Source organism: Loktanella sp. R86503 (assembly GCF_042466455.1).
Taxonomy (GTDB): Bacteria; Pseudomonadota; Alphaproteobacteria; order Rhodobacterales; family Rhodobacteraceae; genus Loktanella.
The window spans coordinates 1,272,264-1,291,437 of sequence record NZ_JAXHCI010000002.1 but is presented as its reverse complement, the minus strand read 5'-3'; the positions used below and the strand labels follow the sequence as shown (position 1 = coordinate 1,291,437).

Annotated in this window: 17 protein-coding genes; 7 read left to right on the top strand and 10 right to left on the bottom strand. The window is 61.7% G+C overall.

What is annotated here, in order from left to right; all coding sequences use genetic code 11:
• Nucleotides 1-116: 116 nt before the first annotated feature.
• Nucleotides 117-3,992, top strand: a complete 3,876-nt coding sequence (locus SJY10_RS07245) for a two-component regulator propeller domain-containing protein (protein ID WP_386681010.1) — start codon at nt 117-119, stop codon at nt 3,990-3,992.
• A 313-nt stretch (nt 3,993-4,305) separates the two neighbouring features.
• Here SJY10_RS07245 and SJY10_RS07240 read toward each other — a convergent pair whose 3' ends face one another.
• Together SJY10_RS07240 and SJY10_RS07235 are read right to left on the bottom strand one after the other, a co-directional pair.
• Nucleotides 4,306-4,509 carry a hypothetical protein gene (locus SJY10_RS07240; protein ID WP_386681008.1) on the bottom strand — a complete coding sequence of 68 codons (204 nt, stop codon included), beginning with the start codon at nt 4,507-4,509 and terminating at the stop codon, nt 4,306-4,308.
• Between the two features lie 63 nt (nt 4,510-4,572).
• Complete coding sequence (locus SJY10_RS07235; protein ID WP_386681006.1) at nt 4,573-4,971, bottom strand: hypothetical protein; 399 nt, start codon at nt 4,969-4,971, stop codon at nt 4,573-4,575.
• A 323-nt stretch (nt 4,972-5,294) separates the two neighbouring features.
• Here SJY10_RS07235 and SJY10_RS07230 point away from each other — a divergent pair, with 323 nt between their 5' ends.
• The 5 genes from SJY10_RS07230 to SJY10_RS07210 all read left to right on the top strand — a co-directional run bounded on the left by SJY10_RS07230 (nt 5,295) and on the right by SJY10_RS07210 (nt 10,780).
• A complete protein-coding gene (locus SJY10_RS07230) occupies nt 5,295-6,137 on the top strand; it encodes a UTP--glucose-1-phosphate uridylyltransferase (protein ID WP_386681004.1) in 843 nt (280 codons plus the stop codon).
• Nucleotides 6,134-6,883: a trehalose-phosphatase gene (gene otsB / locus SJY10_RS07225; RefSeq protein WP_386681002.1), complete on the top strand. Its 750-nt coding sequence runs from the start codon at nt 6,134-6,136 to the stop codon at nt 6,881-6,883. Before SJY10_RS07230 ends, otsB begins: the two co-directional genes overlap by 4 nt.
• Nucleotides 6,880-8,262, top strand: coding sequence for a trehalose-6-phosphate synthase (locus SJY10_RS07220; protein WP_386681000.1), 1,383 nt, complete (start codon nt 6,880-6,882; stop codon nt 8,260-8,262). Before otsB ends, SJY10_RS07220 begins: the two co-directional genes overlap by 4 nt.
• Nucleotides 8,263-8,431: 169 nt before the next feature.
• Nucleotides 8,432-10,345 (top strand): PAS domain S-box protein, encoded by a 1,914-nt coding sequence (locus SJY10_RS07215; protein WP_386680998.1) that lies wholly within the window; start codon nt 8,432-8,434, stop codon nt 10,343-10,345.
• Between the two features lie 45 nt (nt 10,346-10,390).
• Complete coding sequence (locus SJY10_RS07210; protein ID WP_386680996.1) at nt 10,391-10,780, top strand: hypothetical protein; 390 nt, start codon at nt 10,391-10,393, stop codon at nt 10,778-10,780.
• 30 nt (nt 10,781-10,810) lie between these two features.
• On the opposite strand, the gene SJY10_RS07205 is transcribed toward SJY10_RS07210, so the two are convergent.
• Nucleotides 10,811-11,293: a nucleoside deaminase gene (locus tag SJY10_RS07205; RefSeq protein ID WP_386680994.1), complete on the bottom strand. Its 483-nt coding sequence runs from the start codon at nt 11,291-11,293 to the stop codon at nt 10,811-10,813.
• 66 nt (nt 11,294-11,359) lie between these two features.
• On the opposite strand from SJY10_RS07205, the gene SJY10_RS07200 reads away from it, so the two are divergent.
• Nucleotides 11,360-11,791 (top strand): VOC family protein, encoded by a 432-nt coding sequence (locus tag SJY10_RS07200; protein ID WP_386680992.1) that lies wholly within the window; start codon nt 11,360-11,362, stop codon nt 11,789-11,791.
• A 63-nt stretch (nt 11,792-11,854) separates the two neighbouring features.
• Here SJY10_RS07200 and SJY10_RS07195 read toward each other — a convergent pair whose 3' ends face one another.
• The 7 genes from SJY10_RS07195 to SJY10_RS07165 all read right to left on the bottom strand — a co-directional run bounded on the left by SJY10_RS07195 (nt 11,855) and on the right by SJY10_RS07165 (nt 19,164).
• Entirely contained in the window at nt 11,855-12,307 is a 453-nt protein-coding gene (locus SJY10_RS07195; protein WP_386680990.1) for a CoxG family protein, read from the bottom strand.
• Between the two features lie 139 nt (nt 12,308-12,446).
• Complete coding sequence (locus SJY10_RS07190; RefSeq protein WP_386680988.1) at nt 12,447-13,232, bottom strand: XdhC family protein; 786 nt, start codon at nt 13,230-13,232, stop codon at nt 12,447-12,449.
• Complete coding sequence (locus SJY10_RS07185) at nt 13,229-14,416, bottom strand: VWA domain-containing protein (RefSeq protein WP_386680986.1); 1,188 nt, start codon at nt 14,414-14,416, stop codon at nt 13,229-13,231. The genes SJY10_RS07190 and SJY10_RS07185 overlap by 4 nt, the downstream gene beginning before the upstream one ends.
• Nucleotides 14,413-15,288: an AAA family ATPase gene (locus SJY10_RS07180; protein WP_386680984.1), complete on the bottom strand. Its 876-nt coding sequence runs from the start codon at nt 15,286-15,288 to the stop codon at nt 14,413-14,415. The genes SJY10_RS07185 and SJY10_RS07180 overlap by 4 nt, the downstream gene beginning before the upstream one ends.
• Before the next feature lie 55 nt (nt 15,289-15,343).
• Complete coding sequence (locus SJY10_RS07175; RefSeq protein WP_386680982.1) at nt 15,344-17,770, bottom strand: aerobic carbon-monoxide dehydrogenase large subunit; 2,427 nt, start codon at nt 17,768-17,770, stop codon at nt 15,344-15,346.
• Entirely contained in the window at nt 17,767-18,297 is a 531-nt protein-coding gene (locus SJY10_RS07170; protein ID WP_386680980.1) for a (2Fe-2S)-binding protein, read from the bottom strand. The genes SJY10_RS07175 and SJY10_RS07170 overlap by 4 nt, the downstream gene beginning before the upstream one ends.
• Before the next feature lie 12 nt (nt 18,298-18,309).
• Nucleotides 18,310-19,164 carry an FAD binding domain-containing protein gene (locus SJY10_RS07165; RefSeq protein WP_386680978.1) on the bottom strand — a complete coding sequence of 285 codons (855 nt, stop codon included), beginning with the start codon at nt 19,162-19,164 and terminating at the stop codon, nt 18,310-18,312.
• Between the last annotated feature and the right edge of the window lie 10 nt (nt 19,165-19,174).

Below are 19,174 nucleotides of genomic sequence, written 5' to 3'. Positions count from 1 at the left end.
TTTAACGTCATCAGACAAACGTCTGATTTGGCTTCGCTTTGCACCACAACGATTGAGTCGTCATTATTTCACGCTTTTCTCGCCTTGCCGCCTTTGCCTTGTCGCTGATCTGCGCAATGTGCCAGCCCGTTCAGGCCGAGACGCAAAAATCCGCAATCCAGCTGACGATCAATGACGGGATGTCGCAAAGCACAGTGAACGATATTCTGCAGGCCGACGATGGCCGGATGTGGTTCGCAACAGGCGACGGGCTAAGCCTTTATGACGGGGAAAGCTTTCACTACGTCTATCGCGCGCAGGCAGGCCAGCCGGGACTGGCAAACAACTATACCTTTGCGCTGGCACGCGACCATGCCGGGTTGATCTGGGTCGGAACGCTGGGCGGCGGGATCACGGTCTTTGACCAGCAGGTGACGCCCATTGCCAGCCTGCGCGCCGCCAGCGGCCTGATCGGCTCTGACGAGGTGTTCGACCTTGCGCCGGGTCCGGATGGCAGCATGTGGGTCGCCCATGGCCGCGGTGTCACGCAGCTGCAGCTAACTGACGGTGCCTTTGCCGCGGCAGATGGCCCAAAGCCCGCGGATATTAAGGCCGACTATATCCGCAGCCTTGCTGTCGGGCCGGATGGCGGCATCTATATCGGCACGGGCGGCGCGGGGCTTTATCACTTTGCCCCCGGCAGCGGGCGGATGACCCATTGGGATGACACCAACAGCGCCCTGACGGGTTTGACCGTGCTTGCTGTGCTGATCGATACCGACGGATCGGTCTGGATCGCAACAGAAGATGCGGGCCTGCACCGCCTTACCCCCGCCACCGGCGTCATCGACCAGCCACTGGCCATCCCCGACACCGATGTAGAGGCGCTGGCGCAGGGGCAGGACGGGCGGCTTTGGGTGGGCACATGGTCAAACGGGATCTTTGTCTACGATCCTGCGACCGGGCGGCTGGAAAATTACCGCAGCCGCCGCGGCGTACGCCAGCGCATCAGTTCCGACACCATTGTCGCACTGACGCCCGGTGCCTTGGGCCGCATGTGGATCGGCACCTACGACAACGGGGCCAGCAGCGTGTCCCAATCCCCCGATCTGTTCGAAACCTATTACCCGCAAGATAGCGGCGTGATCTGGGCGCTGGCGGATGCGGGCCGCGACGGGGTGTGGATCGGCGGCAAAGATGGTCTTTTGCGGCTGGACAGGAACCTACAGAATCTGACCATGACCGATCTGGCCAAGGACCTTGGCCCCGGTCCCCACGACGTGCGCGCCATCCTGCAAGAGCCGGACGGCGTTATCATCGCCGTGCGTGACCACGGTTTGCAGCGCCGCAAGGCGGGCCAGCTGACCTGGACCCGCCTGCGCGCCCCCAATGGCACGCCCGTGGCGGGCGACGCCTTTATCCGGCTGTTGCTGCGGGCGGCGGACGGCACGCTGTGGATCGGCACGCATATGGGCGTGTTCCACATCGCCCCCGACGGCACGCAGCTTGCGCATTATGTCGAAGGTAGCGGCCCCGGCAACCTGCCGCACAACCGCACACGCAGCCTGTATCAGGGGCCGGACGGGACCATCTGGATCGGCACCAGTGGCGGATTAAGCCGGTGGAACGCGGACGCTGGCGATTTTACGACCGCCTCCGGCCCGGCATCCTTGCCCGACAATGATGTGCGCGCCATCTGGCAGGCCGCGCCCGGCCAGCCGCTTTATGTCGGCACCCAAGGCGGCATTGCCGTACTGGACGAAACCATGACCCCTATTCGCCAGATCGGCCGCGCCGAAGGTCTGCCGAACGAGACGATTTATAAGATATTGCCGGGCGCGTCCGGCGATCTGTGGCTGACCACGAACAACGGTCTGGCCCGGCTGGATCCGGGGACGGACAAAGTTGACGTCTTTCGCGCCTCTGACGGCTTGCAAGGGGCGGAGTTCAATTTTAACGCAGGTGCCGTGCTGGACGACGGGGTGATTGCCGTGGGCGGCATTGACGGATTTTCCCTGTTCGATCCGCGGGAAATCCACGCCGACCGCAGTGCGCCGCTGGTGTCGGCAGCTTGGGAAAGGCAGCCTGACAGCCCCGTGATCGCTCCCTTTGGCGTATCGGTTGATCTGTCGGTCATCCAATATGACAAGCCGGTCGACAATATGCTCCGCTGGCGGCTGTTGCCCCGCCAGCCAGAATGGACGACAGCCAGCGGGGTGCGGCACCGGATTGGCTACCAGCTGCTTGAGGCAGGCGATTACCAGCAGGAATATCAGGGTGTGTCAGCGGCAGGCGTTGCTTCGGATCCCGTGACGGTTGCCTTTACCGTCATGCCCCCTTTCACGCAGCGCTGGTGGGCCTGGGCCTGCTATGCGGCCATCGCAGCCGGCGGGCTTGTGATCGTGTCGCGGCTGCGCACCCGGCAGGTGCGTGCGCGCAATCGCAGGCTGGAACAGATCGTCGCTGCCAAAACCGCAGAGCTGGCCCAGCAAAACGCAAAGCTGGCCGCCGTGGCCCGTGACCGCGCCGCATTTTACGCCCGGACCGTTCATGAAATCCGCACGCCTTTGTCTCTGATCAGCGCACCGCTGGACCACGCCCTGCGCCTGCCGGACCTGCCCGCAGAGGCGCAGCGGCTGATCCAGCTGGTGATCCGCGCCGCCGCCCGCATGACCATGCTGACGCAGCAAATGGCAGACACCGCAGGCACACCCGAAGGGTTGGGCGGGGGCCGTGCGACGCTTGATCTTGCCTCTTTCGTGCAGCCGATCATCGATTTTTACGGCGAAATGGCGCAGGAACGCGGGTTGCGCTTTACCGCCACCACGCCCCCCGCAGGGGCGACGACTCTTGACCCCAGCGCCTGCGACGCCTTGCTGCATAACCTGCTGTCAAATGCCGTGCGGCACACCCCCGAAGGCGGCGCGGTGACGGTTCAGATTACGGCGCAGGCCCATGATCTGACCATCAGCGTCAGCAATACCGCCCCCCTGCCCCAGCATCTAGCAGAACGGTTGATCACAAAGGCCCGCGACGCAGAGCCGTCAAAAGGCATCGACATTATTGCGCAATCCGTCCTGCGGCTGGATGGCAAGCTTAGCATCAGTTCAGGGCCGCTAACCACGCTTCAGGTCGTGATCCCCTGCGATACAACCCTTGCGCAGAACGCCCCGCTGCCCCCGCGCAGCGACAGCCCGGCCCCGCTGGAAACGACGCAGGAAGACGGGCCGACGATCCTGATCGTCGAAGATGACAGCGATCTGCGCGGTTTTCTGGCAGAACTTCTGGCCGGTGTGGGACAGATCCGCGCCGTCGGCTCGCTAGCTGCGGCGCGGCGGGCGCTGGACCGGCATCCGGTGCATCTGGTGCTTTGCGATGTGATGCTGCCGGACGGGCGGGCCTTTGACTTTGGCAAGGCGTTAAAGGCCCACAAGGACACGGCACATATCGGCCTGATCTTTCTGACCGCCCTGCAGGACGATGCCGCCCGCAGCGCCGCGCAAGAGGCCTGGGCCGACGACTATCTGACCAAGCCCTTTGACCCGCAAGATGTGCTGGACAAGGTGCAGTTGCGGCTGCGCGCGGCAGAGCGGGTGCAGACTTATGTCATGGATCATCTTGTGCCGGATGCGGACCAAAGCGATAGCACCCCGCCGCCTGTGCTTGCGCCGTTCGACCGTCAGCTTCTGGACCGGCTGGACGCTTTCATCCGGTCGGCGGTGTCCCAGCCCGATGCCCGGATCGAAGATGCGGCAATTGCCTGCGGCGTCAGCACGCGGGTTCTGCAACGCAAGATTGACGCGCTCTGCCCGCAGCCTTTCAACACGTTGCTGGCGGATCGCCGGATGCAACACGCGGGCGATTTGCTGCGGCAAGGCCAGATGACTGTCACCGACATTGCAGCCGCCTGCGGCTATCGAAACCTGTCCAGTTTCTCGCGCCGGTTCAAAGCGTTCCACGGCCAGTCCCCGCGCGACTATGCAGCCCTGCAATCGTCCAGACAGGCCGGCTGAGGGGCTTATGCACAGCGACTTTATCAGGCAGATCATGTGCGCCATAGACGCCAGGTTGTGCAGGTCGCGCCAAATGCGGGGAAAACGCAGGCAACACCGTTGAACAGGCGGGCCGGACGCAGCAAGCGTTAATGGCGGATTATATATCTCCGCCTTGGTGGTGGACTTTTCAAACGACCCACGATGATACGGCACAGCTTTTGACCGGCATCTATTTCATCCAGATATATTGCGTCCACCATGTCAGCTGCGCTGTTTGCGCGGGGTCAGTCAAAGTGACGTGGCACCGCGCAGACGCGCGGTGCCTGCCAGCTTAGTGTTTATGCGCCAAAGCGCCGACCACAACCACGGCCAGCGCCAGCGGTAGCAACAGATCAACCGCACTCATGCCGCCGCGGGCGGGGGCGGGCTGGGCTTGCTGGGCTGGTCTGGGGGCCGGGCCTTGCTGTGCATGGGATGGCATCGGCGCGGCCAGCATCAGGACAGCCGCCAGAACGGTCAGGGATTTACGAAACATGCGTGTTCCTTTCGGGGAATGAAATGGCCTGCACGGGCGCGCAGGCCGTTTTGCCGGCAGCGCTTAGTCGCGCGGCGGCGGCGCCTTGCGCATCTGTTCCATCGCGGCATTGATCGCATCAGGTGTCAGCGACGGGTTCTGAACCATCAGACAGTCGATCAGCGCCTTCTGGTCGGCTTCTGACGGCTGCGAGCCCGGCTCTGGACGCGGGCCCATACAGCTTTGCATTTGCGACGCCGTCAGGTCGAGTTCGGCAGCGACGGCATCCATCGGATTGGGGCCATGCCCTTTTGGTGGCTGCCCATCCGCGCCCTGCGCCATTGCACCGGACGTTGTAACAGCGGCTGCGCTGAGCAGCGTGATCGCCGCGACAAAGGCAAATGACAGGGCGGTTGGCCCCTTGGCGGATGCGGTCTGCGCCTTGTGCGCACCGGTCACGCGGTTGCGAATTGTGGTCAACATCGTCTTCTCCTGTTCGGGCGCTTTGTGCGCCGTGCCTGACGCTTTTGCACCGCGTTTGAGGAGCAGGTTTGCAGCCAATGTGCACCCAGTGTGCAGAGGTGCAAATACAGGCCACCGGCGGAAATACGGGGCGAAAACGAGGGCGCAACACCTGCCGAACGGGCAAAATTCGCGTTTTGATTGTGCTGCTTTTCGCGCCATTACGCCTGAAGTGGCGTCAACTTGGGCAATTTTGCGCCGATACCCCCAAAGTTACCGGGAACATCCCCATCACCGGGACGTTACCGCAGCATAATCAAATGACTGCCATCAGGAGAATGAAAATGCCGATCTTGCACACCGTTGTCTTTCCCGTTGCCGGACGCGGAACGCGGCTTTTGCCGCTGACGAAATCGGTCCCGAAAGAGCTGCTGCCCGTCTATGACAAGCCGGTCCTGCAATTTGCAGTCGAAGAGGCGATCAAGGCCGGTGCAAAGCGGCTGGTATTCGTGACCCACGCCTCCAAACCCGCCATTGGCAACTATCTGCAGCCCGATACCGCGTTGAAGAACGTGCTTGAAAACGACGGCAAGGTCGAACTGGCCCGCGCACTGGATGAAATCACGCTTGGCAGCGGCGTGGAAGTGGTCTTTGTCGAGCAGGAAGAGCCGCTTGGACTGGGCCATGCGGTGCTGATGGCCGCCGATCATGTGCGCGGCGACGCCTTTGGCGTGATCCTGCCGGACGATGTGATCCTTGGCCAGCCCTGCCTGCCGGAAATGGCCGACGCCTATAGCAGCGGCCATATGATTGCTGCGATGGATGTGGACCGCGCCGACGTCAAGAAATACGGCATCTTCCGCCCTGTTGCCGACGCCTCGATCGGCAAGATCGTGCAAGCGTCCGAACTGGTGGAAAAGCCAAGCCCCGAAGTCGCCCCGTCGCAGCTGGCAGCCGTGGGCCGCTATATCCTTGATAGCCGTATCTTTGATGCGCTGCGCAATCTGGAACCGGGCGCTGGCGGTGAATACCAGCTGACCGATGCGATTGCCGCCGATGCGCCGGCTTTCGGGCTAACAGGCTTTCGGTTTTCCGGTGCCCGCCACGATTGCGGATCGCACGCCGGATTGCTGGGCGCGGCCAATGCCCGCGCAACCGAACTGACCTGCGCTGTGGCGGCGGAATGACGGATGACAGCGACGCAATAAGGCGCGAGGGAACGGGCGGGATCTATCTGATGCTGGACTTTGACGGCACATTGGTTGATCTGGCCCCGACCCCGGACGGCATTCATATCCCGGACAGGCTGCATGGCCTGCTCGCGGGGCTGCATGATAAACTGGGCGGGCGTCTGTGTCTGGTATCGGGCCGAGAGGTCGCTGTGCTGGAACAGTTCCTGCCCGATTTCCCCGGCGACATTTTTGGTGCCCACGGGGCAGAGGCGCGGCTCGGGGGCACCCTGTCGCGCCATCCTCTTGTTGGCAGCCCAACGGTTGCGCAGGTCCAGGATAGCGCCCGGAACGCTGTGGCCCAGATCCCCGGCGCGACGCTGGAAACCAAAGATACGGGCGCTGTCATTCATTACCGCGCCGTACCAGAAGCGGCCGCCACAGCCCGCGCGGCGGCACAGGCAATTGCCGCCGCCGCGACGGGCATGGAAATGCATACATCAAAAATGGCGTTCGAGATCAGGCCATCGGACGCCAGCAAGGCCGGTGCCGTTCATACCATCGTGACAGAGCACCCCGGCACCATCCGTCCCGTCGTGATCGGCGATGACGTCACCGACGAAGAGGCGATGGTGGTCGCCAACGCTGCCGGCGGATTCGCCGTGCGCGTGGGCGACGGTGATACCTGCGCCGCCTACCGCCTGCCGGACCCCGCAGCGGTGCTGGCCTTGCTTGAAACGTGGCTGACGGAGGAAACACTATGACCGGGCGTCTTGTCGTCGTCTCGAACCGGGTGCCATCAGACGGGCCGCCCTCTGGCGGGCTTGTGGTGGCGCTACATGATTGCCTGCATGAAAACGGCGGTGTGTGGTACGGCACATCGGGCCGGATCAATGATGCCCCCGGCGACGATTTCTGCGATGTGGCCGGCGACGGCTATGACATGCGCACCTTTGATCTGACGCAGGCTGAACACGACGGCTATTACCTTGGCTATGCCAATTCGGTCCTGTGGCCGCTATGTCACCGCCGTGCCGATCTGATGGCATTAAGCAAGGGTGATTTTGAAACCTACATCGCCGTGAACCGCCGCCTTGCCAAAATGATGGCCCGCGAATTGCGCGCCGACGATCAGGTCTGGATTCACGATTATCACTTCCTTCCTCTGGCGGCCTGCCTGCGCGAACTGGGCGTGACCGCGACCATCGGCTTTTTCCACCACATCCCCTTTCCCGCCGTGCATGACCTGCTGGCCCTGCCCCAGCACCATATTTTCCCGCAATGGATTGCCAGCTTCGACCTTGTGGGCCTGCAAACCCAGCGTGACGTGGCTGCGGCGCTGGAAATGTACCGGTCTCTTGTCGGGGCGGAACAGCTGCGTGACGGATCGCTGCAATACCGAGGCCGCAACTTTGAAATCCGCAGCTTTCCTATCGGGATCGACGTGGACGCCTTTGCCAAAGAAGCAGGCCGCCGCGATGGCCGTGCCTTGCTGAACCTGGCCAAGGATGAAGGTCTGGTCATCGGCGTGGACCGGCTGGATTATTCCAAGGGGCTTGATAACCGCCTGCGCGCCTTTGGCCAGTACCTGGAGGCCCGCGAAGACGGCGATCCGCGCGCATCTTTGCTGCAGATCGCACCGCCCACCCGCGAGGCTGTGACCGCCTATCAGAACATCCGGTCGGAAATGGAGCGGATTTCAGGCAAGGTGAACGGGCTGCATTCCGATCTGGACTGGACCCCGATCCGTTACATCCACCGCGGTATCCCCCGCGATACGCTGGCGGCGCTGTACCGCGCGGCGGATGTGGGATTTGTGACGCCATTTGCCGATGGTATGAACCTTGTCGCCAAGGAATATGTCGCCGCCCAATCGCCAGAGGACCCCGGCGTGCTGATCCTGTCGCAATTCGCTGGCGCGGCAGAGCAGATGACATCGGCCCTGATCGTCAATCCCTATGATGTCGGGGAAATGGCCGCCGCCCTGCGCAAAGCGCTGTCGATGCCGCTAGCGGAACGCCGTGAACGCCATGCCGCCCTGTTCAAGGTGGTGCAGCGCGATGATATTGCCCACTGGACCGACACCTACCTGGCAGCGATGGCGCGTATCGCCCACAAACCGCTGGTGGCAGAGGCTGTCTGACACCAGCGGCGCGCAAGGTGGCCGCCCCGTACTTGCCGACGTGCCGTAAATGCGCATCGGCAAGTACGATAACCACTAGGAAACCGTCTGCGACACTTTTAAAGTAGCTGTGCGACCTCTGGGCAAGTCCATCGGCTAAGGCGCATCCGCCTGTCTGAAAGTGCGCAACATGAATGATACCACTGCCCCCGAAAAAAGCTCTGCCACCCGCATCGCAACGCCGCAAAACGGCGCACAGGCTGCGGCATTTCAAGGCGGAGGCGAGCTGGGTCAACGCATAAGTTCGTTTGACTGGCAGACATCGCCGCTGGGGGACCCGTCGACATGGCCCACGGCCCTGACAACGCTGGTCGAATTGATGCTGCAATCCCGCCAGCCCATGTTCCTGACCTGGGGCGATGCGCGCACCATGCTGTATAACGATGCCTATGCACCGCTGCTGGGCACCCGCCATCCAGCCGCGCTGGGTCAGCCGTTCTTTGACGTCTGGCACGATATCGTCGACGTGGTAAAGCCGATCATGGATCGCGCCTTTGCGGGTGAAAGCACGCATATGGACGATCTAATGCTGCTGATTCACCGACATGGCTATCCCGAAGAAGCGCACTTTGCCTTTTCTTACACGCCTGTGCGGGGCGGCAGCGGCACGGTGACGGGCATGTTCTGCGCCTGTACCGAAACCACGAAAGATGTATTCGCCCGCCGCCGCGAGGTCGCCGAAAGCGAACGGCTGGAAAACATGTTCGCGCTGGCCCCCAGTTTCATGGCGATCCTGCGCGGGCCGCAGCACATTTTTGAATCGACCAACGCCGCCTATAACCGCCTGATCGGTCGTGATGACATTATCGGCCGCACCGTGCGAGAGGCGCTGCCCGACATTGCCGGCCAAGGGTTTTACGAAATTCTGGACGAGGTTTATGAAACCGGTCAGCCCTTCGTCAATCAGGACGCCAAGGTCACGTTTCAGGCTACAGAGGACAGCGCGCCCACTGACCGCTATGTGTCGTTTATCTTTCAGCCGATCAAGAATGACGAAGGCGAAGTCACTGGCCTGTTCATTGACGGGCACGACGTCACCGAACGGATGACCAGCCAGGGCGCGCTTGCCGAAAGCGAAACGCGCTTTCGCGAAATGGCAGATAATGCGCCCAACTTTATCTGGATGACGGAACCGTCAGGCGGATGCACCTATGTGAACCAGCGCTGGCTGACCTTTACAGGGCAAAGCAAATCCGAAGTGCGCGGCAACGGCTGGCTTGACGCCGTCCACCCCGACGATCTGGACAGCGTGCGCCTTGCCTTGCAACAGGCCCATGTCGATCACGAAACCTTTGAATTCGAATACCGCCTGCGCCAAGAAGACGGCACCTATGCCTGGACGCTGAATACCGCCCAGCCGCGCTTTACCACCGATGGCACATTTGTTGGCCTTCTGGGATCTGGCCTTGATATTGACGAGCGCAAAGGGTTCGAGGAACGTCAGGCCCTGATGGTCAGAGAGCTGCATCACCGCGTCAAGAATACGCTGGCGACAGTGCAGGCGATCATCGGCTTTACCCTGCGCACCTCGCCTGACATGGAAACATTCCGCACGGGCGTCAGCAACCGCATCGCCTCGCTGGCGCGCAGCCACAGCTCTTTGACCGATGCTGAATGGCAGGGCATGGACCTGCGTGCGGTACTGCGGTCGGAACTGGAACCTTACGACAACGGCAAGCGCCTGATCCTGAAAGGACCGCGGGTCTTTTTGTCATCCGATACTGTGGTGCCGCTGACCATGGCTGTTCACGAGCTGACGACGAATGCTGTCAAATACGGGGCCCTGTCCAACGAGGACGGCCAGATCGAAGTGCGCTGGTCCGTGACCATCGGGCCGGACGGCGAACATCTGACCTTGGACTGGCGTGAAATCGGCGGCCCGGAAGTCTGCCCGCCCACGCGCACAGGGTTTGGCACAACTTTGCTGGAACGTCTGCTTGGCGGACAGCTGAATGGCACCGCCACAATGAATTATCCCGCCGAAGGGGTCGAGGTGCAGATCCGGGCGCAACTTCGTGATGTTCCAAGCGGAACGAAACAGTAATCGCGCACGTTTAACCATGACCAAGACATTCAGGACATCATTGCAATGACCTATCGCCACATCAAAGGCGCGACAGTGCTTGTTGCCGAAGACAACATGCTTGTCGCGCTGAACATCGCCCTTGCGCTAGAAGATCGCGAGGCGCATGTCCTGGGCCCCTGCGCCCGCGTCAGCGAGGCCATGCGTCTGATAGGCGGCACCGATATCGTCGGCGCGATCCTTGACGTGGATCTGATCGACGGGCCGGTGACACCGCTGGCGCAGGCCCTGACGGACCGCGATGTGCCGATTGTGTTTTGCACCGGTGTGGGGCTGCCGGAAAAGCTGACAAAGCTGATCCCTGATGCAACTGTGTTTCTGAAACCGACAGAACCGGAACGGCTGATCGACAAGCTGAACCAGCTGATCCGGTCCAAAGCCGAAGCAACAAGCTGACGCCACGCGGCGCCATCGCTTGCGTCACCCTTATTCGTCGCCGTCTTCATAAAGGTGAATGACCGCCGCCTCTTCGATCCCGCCGATATGGGTGAACGGGGCACCGGCGTTTACGAAATCGGAAATTCCGAATTTAGGAAATACGAAATACTTCTCCGCCACGTTTTCCTGCTGCGCGCAATAAATGACGCGGCTGATGCCGGCAAACCGCATGGCCGACAGGCACATCTCGCAGGGTTGCAGGGATGAAATCAGCGTGCATTCCGACAGCTGCTTGCGGTCCAGACGCTGCGTGACAGCGGCCAGAACGACCATCTCGGCATGCTTTGTCGGATCGGTCAGGGCATTAACCTCGTTTTCGCCAATTTCCAAGATCTGGTCGCCGCTGACAATTGCGGCGGCAATACCGTTACGGCCATCATCCTTTGACGCGTCCAGCGCGCGGTCGATCACGCCCTGAACCGCGTCCCGTTCAGTCTGTGACAAACGGGGGTCTTTTTGCAAATCCGACATATGTATTCTCCTTTGGCGATCTAATTAGACCGCCAAGAGGACATTCCACCGCTGAAGGATAAATATATGCCCGCATTGGAAGCGATACTTGAAACCGCAATCTATGTCGCCGACTTAAGGCGCGCCTGCGCCTTTTACGAAGATATCATGGGGCTTCGGCCGCTAGAAAAAGCTGACCGGCTCTGCGCCTATAGCGTGAACGAAAGAAGCGTTCTGCTGATTTTTGCCCGCGGCGGCACGGCGGACGGGGCGACGGCTGACGGCGACAATGAAATTCCGCCGCATGATGCGACAGGGCAAATCCATTTTGCGTTTCAGGCAACGCATGACGCCTTTGACGCATGGGACAACCACCTGACCGCGCAGGGCGTCGAAATCCTCAGCCGGACAAGCTGGATGCGCGGCGGCAAAAGTATGTATTTTCGCGATCCCGACGAAAATCTGGTGGAAATTGCCGCCTCGCCCGGGCTTTGGCCGATGGATGGCACAACAGCCTAGGGGCGATAAGCCCGAGGCCGAAACCCCAAAGCCGGGCGGGGCCAGCCTCGCCCGCCAATCAGGTCAAGCGACCTGCTCTGCCTCCAGCACTTCGGCAAAGCTTTGGAAAAACTTCGCGGCCAGTTTCTTGGCCGTGCTTTGGATCAGGCGGCTGCCAAGCTGCGCCAGCTTGCCGCCAATTTCAGCCTTGGCGTCATAGGTCAGCACCGTCGTGTCGCCATCCGCGACCAGTGTGACATCCGCGCCGCCCTTGGCATGGCCCGCCGCGCCGCCATTGCCCTGCCCCGCCAAGGAAAAGGCCTGCGGTGCACCGGATTTGTCCAGTTGTACATCACCGCTGAAGCGGGCCTTGACCGGCCCGACCTTTAGCACGATCTTGGCTTCCAGTTCGGTGTCGGAATGCTGGATCAGCTCTTCGCAGCCGGGGATACACTGACGCAGGATATCAGGATCGTTCAAGGCGGCATAAACCCGGTCCAGCGGGGCGTTGATGATGATGGCGTCTTTCAGTTCCATAGGTATCTCTTTCTAGCAGCAGGGAAATTTTACTGTTGTCAGGGTCGCCGCCTGTTCCGGCGTCAACGCCCATTTGCGGCGCAGGGCGGCGATGTAGGTGCGTAGTCGTGCCATGTTCATGCTCCTTTCGGCGGGTTCATCAGGATGCGGCATCGTGAAGGGTCCGGGCAGAAAACTGCCGTTTCGCCTCGGTCATCTGGGCAAGGATCGACAGCGCGATTTCCGCCGGCGTCACAGCCCCGATATTCAGCCCTGCAGGCGCATGCACCGCGGCGATGTGTTTGGGGGCTATGCCTTGGGCGGCCAGCTTTGCAGACAGGGCGGCATATTTCTTGGCGCTGCCGACAAAGGCTGTGTAATCCGCGCCGCAAGTCAGCACGCCGGTCAGCGCGGCCAGATCCCCCTGCCCCTGCGTGGCGATCACGACATAGCGGGCCCGCCCCGGCATGCGATCCGGCAAAGGCACATCGCCTGCGGACGCTGTTACGCGCCAGCCGAAATGCGGCGCAAGGGCGGACAGTTTCAGCGCCACGGGGGATGCGCCGATGACCCGCAATTCCGGCTCTGGCAGATGTGGTTCGATAAAGATGTCGATGGTGCCTTTCGACGGGCAGCCGTTGCGGGCAAAGTGGATGCCATCCCTGTCATCGCCGGGATGCACGCCTTGGCGGGCAAGGTCCTCTTCCGGGGCGACGCTGATCAGTTGCGGCTGGCCGCTGGCATAGGCGCGCAGGGTTGCGGCCTTGATCGCGCCTTTGACGCAGCCGCCGCCCAGCCAGCCGTCGATGATGGTGCCGTCATCGCGCAATAACGCCTTGGCCCCCGGTTTGGCGGCGGTGGTGCCTGCGGTGCGGACGATGGTGGCAATGGCAAAGACGTCAGTGCCGTCCTGCAGCCCGTGTTCCATGATCTGTTTGGGTGTCATAGCCGTACCAATTCGGGTTCGAGTGCGGCCAGATCACCCAGCGTGTTGGCCGCACGAAAGAGGTCCAGATGCGGCAAGGCCTGCGCCATGGCCTTTGCAGTTGGCGCATAGCCATCCCAGCCTTTCAGCGGGTTCAGCCAGATCACCTTGCAGCCGCGCTGTTTCAGCCGCGCAAGCGCGTCCGAAATACCGTCCGGCGCGGCGGTGTCATAACCGTCCGACAGGATCATCACGGCGGTGCGGTTATCGACAAAGCGGCGGCCATAGGTGCCCGCAAAAGTGTTCAGGCTATCGCCAATCTTGGACCCGCCTGCAAAGCCGTCCGCCAGCAGCGACAGCCGCGCAAGGGCGCGCAGGGCGTCCTTGTCGCGCAGCGCTTCGGTGATGCGGACCAGTTTGGTGTGAAACAGATAGGCATCGGCGCGGGGATCGGCGCGCATCAGACCTGCCAGAAAAGCCAGATAAATCCGCGCATAAACGGTCATCGACCCCGAGACATCGCAAATGGCAGTGATCCGCATCGTGCGGTCCGGGCGATGGCGGCGCGGCAGGGCAAAGGGTTCGCCCCCGGTCGCAAGGCTTTTGCGGATCGCTTTGCGAAAATGGATCTGGTCGCCCTTGCGTGCCGCGACCCGGCGACGCGATCTGCGATCGCGCAGCGCCGCGCCAAGGCGCAGGGCGATCTTTTCAGCGGCGGCAATATCATCGGGCCGCACGATATCGCGCAGGTCCTTTTTGAACAGGTTCGCGATGTCGGTGGCGACCAGCTTGCCCTCGCCGTTTGCGTCCGCCTCCTGCGTGCCGCCATCGGGTGCGGTGATATCGCCTGCGCCGCCGGCGGGGTCGGCATCTGCATCCGCCTCTCTTGTAGAGCGGGCGTGATCAATCGGGGCGCTTGGCGGAACGGGCACAACACGGGTTTTCACCCGCCCGCCGTTCATCCAGTAGCTGTCAAACAGCGCGTCGAATTGGGCGGCTTCTTCGGTGCATCCGGTAAAGACGGATTTCAGGGCGCGCCGCGCCTCGTTTAGGTTGGCAGCGTTGACGTGGCACAACGCGTCCAGCGCCAGGGCCGTCTGATGGACGCCAAGGCGCAGACCGTGATCGCGCAGGTGCCGGGCAAAGCCGGTCATCCGCGCGGCTGGGCCCGGATCGCGGGCGGCGAATTTGGTCACAAGGGTCATGCCGCTTTCCCGGCCAGACGCTGGGCGATTTCTGTCGGGATCGCGTCCCGGTCCATCTGTGTTTTCAGCAAGGTCACAAGGGTGGCTTGCAGAATCGCCGGATCGTCGGTCAAATCCGCCACGCCAAGCCCCATCAGGGCAGCAGCAAAATCCAGCATTTCGGCGATGCCGGGCTTCTTTTCCAGCTCTTGTGTGCGCAAGGATTGCACAAAGCCGACAATCTGGGCGCACAGACGGTCGGTGATTTCAGGATAGCGCGTGACCAGAATGGAAAGCTCTGTTTCCAGATCGGGATATGGCACATGGGCGTAAAGACAGCGGCGGCGCAGCGCGTCGCTCAGGTCGCGGGTGCCATTGGCGGTCAGGATCACCATGGGGCGGGTCGTGGCGGTGATCGTGCCCATTTCTGGGATGGTGATTTGGAACTCCGACAGGATTTCCAGCAGATAAGCCTCGAACTCTTCGTCCGCGCGGTCGATTTCATCGATTAGCAGCACAGGCGCTTTGGTCTGGCGGATCGCCTTAAGCAAGGGACGTTCCAGCAGAAACTCATCGGAAAAGATGCGCGCCTCAACCTGGCGGCCCGTCTCTCCACCTTCTGATGCTGCACGGATCGCAAGCAGCTGGCGCTGGTAGTTCCATTCATAGATGGCCTGCGCCGCGTCCAGACCTTCGTAGCATTGCAGGCGGATCAATTGCGTATCCTGCACGGCGGCCAGCACGCGGGCGACTTCGGTCTTGCCAACGCCGGCCGCCCCTTCCAGCAGCAGGGGCCGGCCCAGCTGCAGCGACAGATGCAGCGCCATCGCCAGATCGCCAGCGGCAATATACCCCTGTTCGGCCATGGCCGTTTGTAACGTCTTCCAGGTCATCAGGTCCCCTTCCGCAAGGTGCGGGCTGCAGGGTGTGCAGCCCGCGGCGGGTCATCTAGTCGTGCATGCCAAGGTTCGCGGCCGTTTGCCAAATCCGCCAGTGATCATGCGGCATGTTGGTGTGGCGGTTGCCGAACGGGCGGAACGCATCCTGCACCGCGTTGGAAAAGCACGGCACGCCGCCGACATGCGGGCTTTCGCCCACACCCTTTGCGCCGATCGGGTGATGCGGGCTGGGGGTGACGGTAAAATCGGTTTCATAATTGGGCACTTCCCACGCGGTGGGCAGGAAGAAATCCATCAGTGTGCCGGTCTTGACGTTGCCGATATCGTCATAGGCAATCTCTTGCCCCAATGCGACGGCAAGGGCTTCGGTCAGGCCGCCGTGAATCTGGCCTTCGATCACCATGGGGTTGATCCGTGTGCCGCAGTCGTCCAGCGCGTAGAAGCGGCGGATCTCGGGCACACCGGTATCGACGTCGATATCCATGACACAAACATAGGCACCAAAGGGATAGGTCATATTAGGCGGATCATAATAGCTGACCGCCTCCAGACCCGGCTCTACGCCCGGGATGGCCTGATGATAGGACGCATAGGCGATATCCTTCATCGTCTTGAACCGTTCTGGCGCGCCTTTGATAACAAAGCGGTCCACGTCGAATTCCACGTCGTCATCGTGCACTTCCAGCAGATAGGCCGCGATCATCTGCGCCTTGGCGCGGATTTTTCGCCCTGCCATGGCCGCCGCCGCCCCTGCAACCGGGGTAGAGCGAGAGCCGTAGGTGCCAAGCCCGTAAGGCGCGGTGTCGGTGTCGCCTTCTTCGATCGTGATGCTGTCGGCGGGCAGACCGATTTCGGATGCAAGGATTTGCGCAAAGGTCGTCGCATGCCCCTGCCCCTGCGAAATGGTGCCAAGCCGCGCCGTGGCAGAACCTGTCGGGTGGATGCGGATTTCGCAGCTGTCGAACATGCCCATCCCAAGGATGTCGCAATTCTTGACCGGACCCGCGCCGACGATTTCGGTAAAGAACGACAGGCCGATCCCCATGATCTTGCGCGTCTCGCCGCGGTTGAACGCGGCAACCCGTTCCGCCTGTTCGGCCCGCAGACCTTTGTAGTCGACGGCCAGCAGCGCCTTGTCCCAGGCGGTCTGGTAATCGCCGGAGTCGTATTCCCAGCCCAGCGCGGCGGTATAGGGGAACTGCTCTTTCTTGATGAAGTTGATCGACCGCAGCTCTGCCGGGTCCATGTCCAGCTCGATCGCCAGAACTTCGATCATCCGTTCGATGAAATAGACAGCCTCGGTCACGCGGAAGGAACAGCGATACGACACGCCGCCCGGTGCCTTGTTGGTATAGACGCCATCAACGCCCAGATAGGCGACGGGGATGTCATAGGACCCGGTGCAGATGTTCATAAAACCGGCCGGAAACTTGGTCGGGTCAGCGCAGGCGTCGAATGCGCCGTGATCTGCCGTGACGTGGCAATGCAGGCCGGTGATCTTGCCCTCTTTCGTGGCGCTGATCTTGCCCTTCATCCAATAATCGCGGGCAAAGGCGGTGGACATCAGGTTTTCCATCCGGTCCTCCACCCACTTCACCGGCACGCCGGTGACGATGGATGCAACGATGGAACAAACATAGCCCGGATAAACGCCGACCTTGTTACCAAAGCCGCCACCGATGTCGGGGGACACGACGCGGATGTTATGCTCCTCGATCCCCGACAACAGCGAGGCAACGGTACGCACGACATGCGGTGCCTGAAAGGTGCCCCAAAGCGTTAGCTTACCGTTGACCTTGTCCATCGACGCAACCGAACCGCAGGTTTCCAGCGGGCACGGGTGGGTGCGGTGGTAATACATCTCGGCCTCGGCGACGACTTCGGCGTTGTCGATCACCTGATTGGTGGCCTCTAACTCTCCGGCTTCCCAAGTAAAGATATGGTTGGGATGCTTGCGCGGGCCGTGGGCCCCGTTGGGGATTGCGCCGCCTTCGCCGATCAGATCCTCGCGCAGAACCACATCGGATTGCAGGGATTTGAACGGATCGACAATGACTTCAAGCTCTTCATAGTCCACCTCGACCAGTTCAACCGCATCGGCGGCGATATAACGGTCAGCGGCCACAACAAAGGCGACCTCTTGCCCTTGGAACAGCACCTTGCCGTCGGCCAGCACCATCTGCTTGTCACCCGCCAGCGTCGGCATCCAGTGCAGGCCCAGCGGTTCCAGATCCTTGGCCGTCAGAACCGCAGTGACACCGGGCAGCGCCATCGCTGCGTCGATATTGATCGATTTGATCCGCGCATGAGCATAGGGAGAGCGCACAAAATCGCCGTGCAGCATACCGGGCAGCTTGATGTCATCGACATAGTTGCCTTTGCCTTGGGTAAAGCGGGCATCCTCGACCCGCTTGCGCGAGCAACCCATCCCTTTCAGACCGGCAACGCGGTCCTCGCGTGTGACTTCGTCCTTCATTGTGCCGCCTCCGTTTCTTTATGCCCTACCGCTTCGGTGCTAGAGGGCGCGCTGCCATTCAATTGCGAGGCTGCGGACAGAATGGATTTTACGATGTTCTGGTAGCCTGTGCAGCGGCAGATGTTGCCAGCGATGCCAAAGCGGACCTCTTCTTCGGTCGGGTTCGGGTTTTCCTCTAGCAGTTTGGCGGCGCGGGTAATCATGCCCGGCGTGCAAAAGCCGCACTGAAGCCCGTGATGTTCCTTGAAGTTTTCCTGCAGCACATGCAGCGCGCCCGGGCTGCCCAGACCTTCGATGGTGGTAATTTCCGCGCCATTGGCTTGCGCCACGAACATAGTGCAGGATTTCACGGATTTGCCGTTCAGCGTGACGGTGCAGGCCCCGCAATGGGACGTTTCGCAGCCGACATGCGGGCCGGTGATGTTCAGCTTTTCCCGCAGGGCGTAGATCAGCAGTTCGCGTGGTTCGGCCAGAAATTCGTGATTCGTGCCGTTGACGTTCAGTTTGACGTGCATCTTGTTTGACATGGGTGTTCCTCCTTACGCCCGGGACCAGGCGCGCGCGATGGCGCGGCCCAGGACAACACCGGCGACGTGGCGTTTGAATTGGGCAGGGCCGCGGTTGTCTTCGGTGGGGTCGATATCGGCCAGCATGGCAGCGACAGCGGCCTTGATCGCCTCTGCGCCGCAGTCAGTGCCGACCAGCGCATCCCCGGCCCCCTGCGACCAGACGGGCGTATCGCTCAGGTTCGTCATGGCGATGGACGCCGCAGCGACCTTGCCGCCTTCTTTGCTGATCTGCACCGCAGCGGCGGCGGTGGCATAGTCGCCGATCTTGCGCTTTTGCTTTTCATAGGCGTAGCCGCCAAGGGGCGCGGCAAAGCTGATTGCGGTCAGCACCTCGTCATCCTCGCGGGCGGTCATATAGGCGGCATCGTAGAATTCACGCGCCGCGACGCTGCGTTCGCCGTCAGGGCCAATCAGGTGGAACTGCGCATCGAGGCACTGCATCAAGCCCGGCATATCGTTGCCCGGATCGCCGTTTGCGACGTTGCCGCCAACAGTGCCCATATAGCGGACTTGCGGGTCTGCGATCTGGGTTGCCGCCTCTGCCATAATCGGGGCAGCTGCGGTCAGACCTGCGTGATCGATGATGTCGTGCTGCGTTGTCATGGCCCCGATGCGAATGGTGCCGCCGTCGATGGTGATCCCGCCAAGGCCAGTAATGGCCTGCAGATCGATCAGATGCGGCACATCTGCCATCCGCAGTTTCATCATGGGGATCAGGCTGTGCCCGCCCGCCAGCACGCGGGCATCGTCGCCGTGTTCCTGCAGCAGGGCCAGAACCCCCTCCATACTGGTCGGCCGATAGTATGCGAAAGCCGCTGGTATCATTGCATCTCCT

Coding starts and splice junctions, on each gene's coding strand:
- SJY10_RS07215 (WP_386680998.1), top strand. CDS start 8,432: ATGAATGATACCACTGCCCCCGAAAAAAGCTCTGCCACCCGCATCGCA.
- SJY10_RS07205 (WP_386680994.1), bottom strand. CDS start 11,293: ATGTCGGATTTGCAAAAAGACCCCCGTTTGTCACAGACTGAACGGGAC.
- SJY10_RS07240 (WP_386681008.1), bottom strand. CDS start 4,509: ATGTTTCGTAAATCCCTGACCGTTCTGGCGGCTGTCCTGATGCTGGCC.
- SJY10_RS07165 (WP_386680978.1), bottom strand. CDS start 19,164: ATGATACCAGCGGCTTTCGCATACTATCGGCCGACCAGTATGGAGGGG.
- SJY10_RS07195 (WP_386680990.1), bottom strand. CDS start 12,307: ATGGAACTGAAAGACGCCATCATCATCAACGCCCCGCTGGACCGGGTT.
- SJY10_RS07190 (WP_386680988.1), bottom strand. CDS start 13,232: ATGACACCCAAACAGATCATGGAACACGGGCTGCAGGACGGCACTGAC.
- SJY10_RS07185 (WP_386680986.1), bottom strand. CDS start 14,416: ATGACCCTTGTGACCAAATTCGCCGCCCGCGATCCGGGCCCAGCCGCG.
- SJY10_RS07180 (WP_386680984.1), bottom strand. CDS start 15,288: ATGACCTGGAAGACGTTACAAACGGCCATGGCCGAACAGGGGTATATT.
- SJY10_RS07200 (WP_386680992.1), top strand. CDS start 11,360: ATGCCCGCATTGGAAGCGATACTTGAAACCGCAATCTATGTCGCCGAC.
- SJY10_RS07210 (WP_386680996.1), top strand. CDS start 10,391: ATGACCTATCGCCACATCAAAGGCGCGACAGTGCTTGTTGCCGAAGAC.
- SJY10_RS07230 (WP_386681004.1), top strand. CDS start 5,295: ATGCCGATCTTGCACACCGTTGTCTTTCCCGTTGCCGGACGCGGAACG.
- SJY10_RS07220 (WP_386681000.1), top strand. CDS start 6,880: ATGACCGGGCGTCTTGTCGTCGTCTCGAACCGGGTGCCATCAGACGGG.
- SJY10_RS07170 (WP_386680980.1), bottom strand. CDS start 18,297: ATGTCAAACAAGATGCACGTCAAACTGAACGTCAACGGCACGAATCAC.
- otsB (WP_386681002.1), top strand. CDS start 6,134: ATGACGGATGACAGCGACGCAATAAGGCGCGAGGGAACGGGCGGGATC.
- SJY10_RS07235 (WP_386681006.1), bottom strand. CDS start 4,971: ATGTTGACCACAATTCGCAACCGCGTGACCGGTGCGCACAAGGCGCAG.
- SJY10_RS07245 (WP_386681010.1), top strand. CDS start 117: ATGTGCCAGCCCGTTCAGGCCGAGACGCAAAAATCCGCAATCCAGCTG.
- SJY10_RS07175 (WP_386680982.1), bottom strand. CDS start 17,770: ATGAAGGACGAAGTCACACGCGAGGACCGCGTTGCCGGTCTGAAAGGG.